General features: G+C 42.6%; 3 protein-coding genes and 1 pseudogene. All 4 read left to right on the forward strand.

Annotated features, from left to right (window positions below; all coding sequences use genetic code 11):
- Positions 1 to 796: 796 nt before the first annotated feature.
- Positions 797 to 1,363: a nicotinate-nucleotide adenylyltransferase gene (locus F6K37_RS33865; protein WP_008179371.1), complete on the forward strand. Its 567-nt coding sequence runs from the start codon at positions 797 to 799 to the stop codon at positions 1,361 to 1,363.
- Positions 1,360 to 2,208, forward strand: a pseudogene (locus F6K37_RS33870) (NUDIX hydrolase). Before F6K37_RS33865 ends, F6K37_RS33870 begins: the two are co-directional and overlap by 4 nt.
- A gap of 22 nt (positions 2,209 to 2,230) precedes the next feature.
- The gene (locus F6K37_RS33875; RefSeq protein ID WP_008179375.1) at positions 2,231 to 2,596 is read left to right on the forward strand and encodes a response regulator; all 366 of its coding nucleotides are present in this window, start codon (positions 2,231 to 2,233) and stop codon (positions 2,594 to 2,596) included.
- Between the two features lie 405 nt (positions 2,597 to 3,001).
- On the forward strand, positions 3,002 to 3,238 hold the full coding sequence (locus F6K37_RS33880; protein ID WP_154659668.1) for a hypothetical protein: 237 nt from the start codon (positions 3,002 to 3,004) through the stop codon (positions 3,236 to 3,238).
- The last annotated feature ends 845 nt before the right edge of the window (positions 3,239 to 4,083 follow it).

The raw sequence follows: 4,083 nt of genomic DNA on the forward strand, positions 1-4,083 counted from the left end.
GTCGTTCCAGCAAAAGATCTGGACGACCGCCTAGAAGCTGGGCTTCCTTGTGTGAGTTGTGGGTTAGGGATAACTCCAAATTAGCATAAGACACCACCGCCTCGTTCAGGCGGTGGAAGCTTCATACTCCCACACTTTGAGGGGCGTTGCACTTTTAGAGAGATTATTGGTGGTGGGATGAAAGAGATAGAACAGTGGGAAGAAAGGTAAGTAAGCTGTAAAACATCTACATCAAGCATATTATATTGATCGCATCTACATATTGGTCGCATCTACATTTAATTGATTTATAAATTGAATCGGCAAGGGGAGAAGATTGTATAGTTTTTCCCGCTTATTCAAAAATAGACAAATTAAATAGGCGACAGCTTAGTAAGGTGGGTTAATAACGCACCTTACTCAAGGGAGTTCCTGGATAAGTCCTGATCAGTTGGAGTTCTCAGTAAATCCTATTTGATTTGTCGGATTTCTCAGGCTATATCCATTGTACCAACTGTCATGCCCCCTAGTTTAAGGACTTTTGTCAATCAACTAGGGGGCTCTCACCATTGGTCTCAGGGCTGAAGCAAATAAGCTATATATAGCGTGTAGCAGTTGAAGCGTTCGCTTAATTGCGGGACGCGCATCCATCCCATTCTGTTTCCTTTGAGTGTACCCTAAGCCGTGGCGCGTTTAAATTTTAGAATTCTGAAGCTAAAACCCAAGCCTAGGCTTAGATCGCTTTTCACGCACTAGATACTGAAGAGCAAACCTAATCTCAAACCCCTTTGAGCTTTTAACTAACTTTTAACTAACTATGGTCAATATAGCCCTGTTTGGTACCAGTGCAGATCCCCCAACTTGTGCTCATCAATCCATTCTCCAGTGGCTATCCCATCACTATGACCAAGTGGTGGTTTGGGCGTCAGATAATCCATTCAAGTCTCATCAGACTACCCTAGAACAACGTTCCCACATGCTCAAGTTACTGATTGAGGAGATTGACCCGTATCAAAATCCGATCCGTGTCAGCCCCGACTTGAGTAGCTCTAGAACCTTGGAAACCATAGCACTAGCTAAACAGCGCTGGGGATTACAGGCAAACATGACTCTGGTGATTGGTGCTGATTTAGTCCGTCAGATGCCCCGTTGGTATCAAATTGAACAATTGTTAAAACAAGTACAGTTGCTGGTGATACCTCGTTCAGGATATGGAGTAGATCAGGCTAGTTTAGAAAAGTTGAAGCATCTAGGAGCACAATTAGCGATCGCTGATATTACGGTACCATCAGTTTCCTCTACAGCGTATCGTGAGAATGGTGATACAAAAGCACTGACTCCTCTGGTTAAGGACTATATCCATCAAGAGCAGTTGTACCAATGACCCAAAGCAGCACCAAACAGGTCAAACTACCAGCTCTAGCCAACGTCCAGGTCGGGGTTGATCCTGTGATTTTTTCCCTCAATACCCAACAAAGCCGCCTTTTGGTACTCCAAGAGGAAGCCTTCCTCGGTAAATCGAGTTTACCAGGAACCTTGGTGTCGGACGGAGAATCATTAGACAATGCTGGGGATTGGCCTTGGCCTTTCGGCCACGCTACGCGAATGGCCACGCTACGCGATTGGCCTTGGCCTTTCGGCCACGCTACGCGAATGGCCACGCTATGCGATCGGATTTGGGCAGAGAAAATTGGAGTTAACAACCTGAACCTAGAGCAACTGTACACTTTCGGAGAACTAGGTCGTTATCAACCAAAATTGGTTAGAGTCGAGGTTACCTATAACCACCACTATGCCATGGGTTACCTATCCGTCAGTTACTTTGCCCTAGTGGGACTAGAAGAAGCTAAATTCAACACAGATCATGTCAGTGGTATTACCTGGTATTCCATCGAGCATGTGCCGCAGCTCGCCTTTGAGCATAATCCAATTTTGGACTATGGTTATCGGCATTTGCGCAACAAATTGGCAGACAATCCTGTCGCCTTTGACCTGTTCCGAGATGTATTTACCCTCAATAATATCTATACTATTTATCAACTGTACACCACAGTTTTTTTTGAAAACGTCTCGGATTATTACAATTTTAGCCCTCGTCTTTTAAAGCTATTATTCCTGGCGGATACTAGTTTAAGAGGATCTCATGGAGCAGGTCGTCCCTGAAATTTGTACCGCTTTGATGCGGAGGCATATGGTCGTTTAAAGGATAAACCGTTGGTATTTATGTAGCAATGAAAAAACATCTGTAATTGTGGTTCAGAAAATCCTATTTATTGAGGATGACGATTTCAATCGAGAAGTTATCACTGAATACCTTCAGTTGCAAGGGTATGACGTTTGCGCTTTACCCCATGGGTTAACCATTAAACGAGACCTCGCCGACTTTCAACCTGACTTGATTCTGCTGGATCTCAAATTACCAGAAGTTGATGGCTTTACCTTGATCGAAAAACTCAAGAAATCCCAATGGGCAACAATCCCTATAGTTATCCTTTCTGCCTACTCCTTCCCAGCAGACAAAAAGCGAGCTCTCAGACTAGGAGCTCGTCGTTATCTAGTCAAACCAGCGCTTCTCAGAGAAATAGAACAAGCCATAGAGGAAGAAATAACCAATTGATATCCAGTCCGCTTTTTTTGTCATTTGTCTTGAGAGCCACAAGGCTGAGCCGCCTGCAAAACACTCTTGTGGTATACAATACCGATGGTACCGGAGATGATATGAGTTTGAAGTCTTAGGCAGGACTTACGCAAAACTCGGCCACAAAGGTGCTTCCACAAAAGCGCTTGGTTAGTTAATAACGCACCCTACAGATAGGGTTGTTGCGTAAGTCCTGTTAGGGAAATCATTGACCCCTTTGGGGAATTCAAAATTCAAAATTAAAAATTAAAAATCTAGAAGCGATGCAGCGCGGTCTTGGGGAGGCAGCGCGGTCTTGGGGAGGCAGCGCGGTCTTGGGGGTTTCCCCCACTCGCTATTGCCGTGGTCTCCCCCGGAGACGAAACCTGATTACGTTGAGCCTTTATGGTTGGTAGGTTATGCAAAAAAGGGTTAAAACTTGAGGCGCGACCCCGTAATTTAATTCTTCAAGCGGAAAGCGCGCCTCCATTGATTAAGGCGAGCCTGTCTTACGGTAACTATCGCCAAAGGCGACGCTTGGCCGTAGGCCACGCCAAAGGCGAACGCGAACAAACCACTCGCTATTGCCGTGGTTTCCCCCACTCGCTATTGCATCAAGACATTGAACAAATTTTGAATTAATTAATTCCGGGTACAAGCCCCCCGGGGAATTAAAAATTAAAAATTAAAAATTAAAAATCTAGAATTGTCCGAATCATTTTGAATTAATAATTTTGAACTTTGAATTGGAGCGTTCGCGCAGCGTGACCTACGGTCAAGCGACTTGACATTTATTGTCCATCAGTCATGGAATTAGTTTTTTTTGATTCTGCTGTAAGATAAATTACTCAAGGATTTGGCTCAGGTTCTCTATAGACCGTCCCATCTTAGCAATTTTTTATTCTGTCTGAGACAGTCCGAGAACTGCATTTTGAAGTTGGTTAGCTAGACTTTGAATCTCTTCTCGATAACGGTTTTATAGTTCTTCCACGTTCATGATTTATTAATGATAACTTAATCTACACTATCAAGGATTAGGTTTGCGTTAGGGTTTACGTTCGAGTTTACGTTTATGTTTACTTTCGTTGCCACCTGATTATTATTTATTAGTTTAAAACATCTAAACAACGGTAAAAAAAATAAAAAAAATCGACATTTATACCCCTAAATACTTATCAATATTAGCAGAAATGTTGAATGATAGTTAAAAAACTAGACAAATAGCCTCTAATTTGATAAAATAGAGGCCAAATAAAAATATAATAATGTTGCTTAAATGATATCAAATTTTCCACAAATCATCAAAAAACACCTAGGAAAACTACCTACTGATGATTATCCAGTCCTCAATACTTTCCTGCTGGGGGGGCGACATGAGAGCTAAAAAGTAGACTGTATAAGCTTCATAGCTCTCATACCTCGTAAATAATTATCGAGCTTATGACGACTTAAACGCATCAAAGCATAAACTAATTCCCAACATTTAT

Source organism: Moorena sp. SIO4E2, from assembly GCF_010671945.1.
Classification (GTDB): Bacteria; Cyanobacteriota; Cyanobacteriia; order Cyanobacteriales; family Coleofasciculaceae; genus Moorena; species Moorena producens.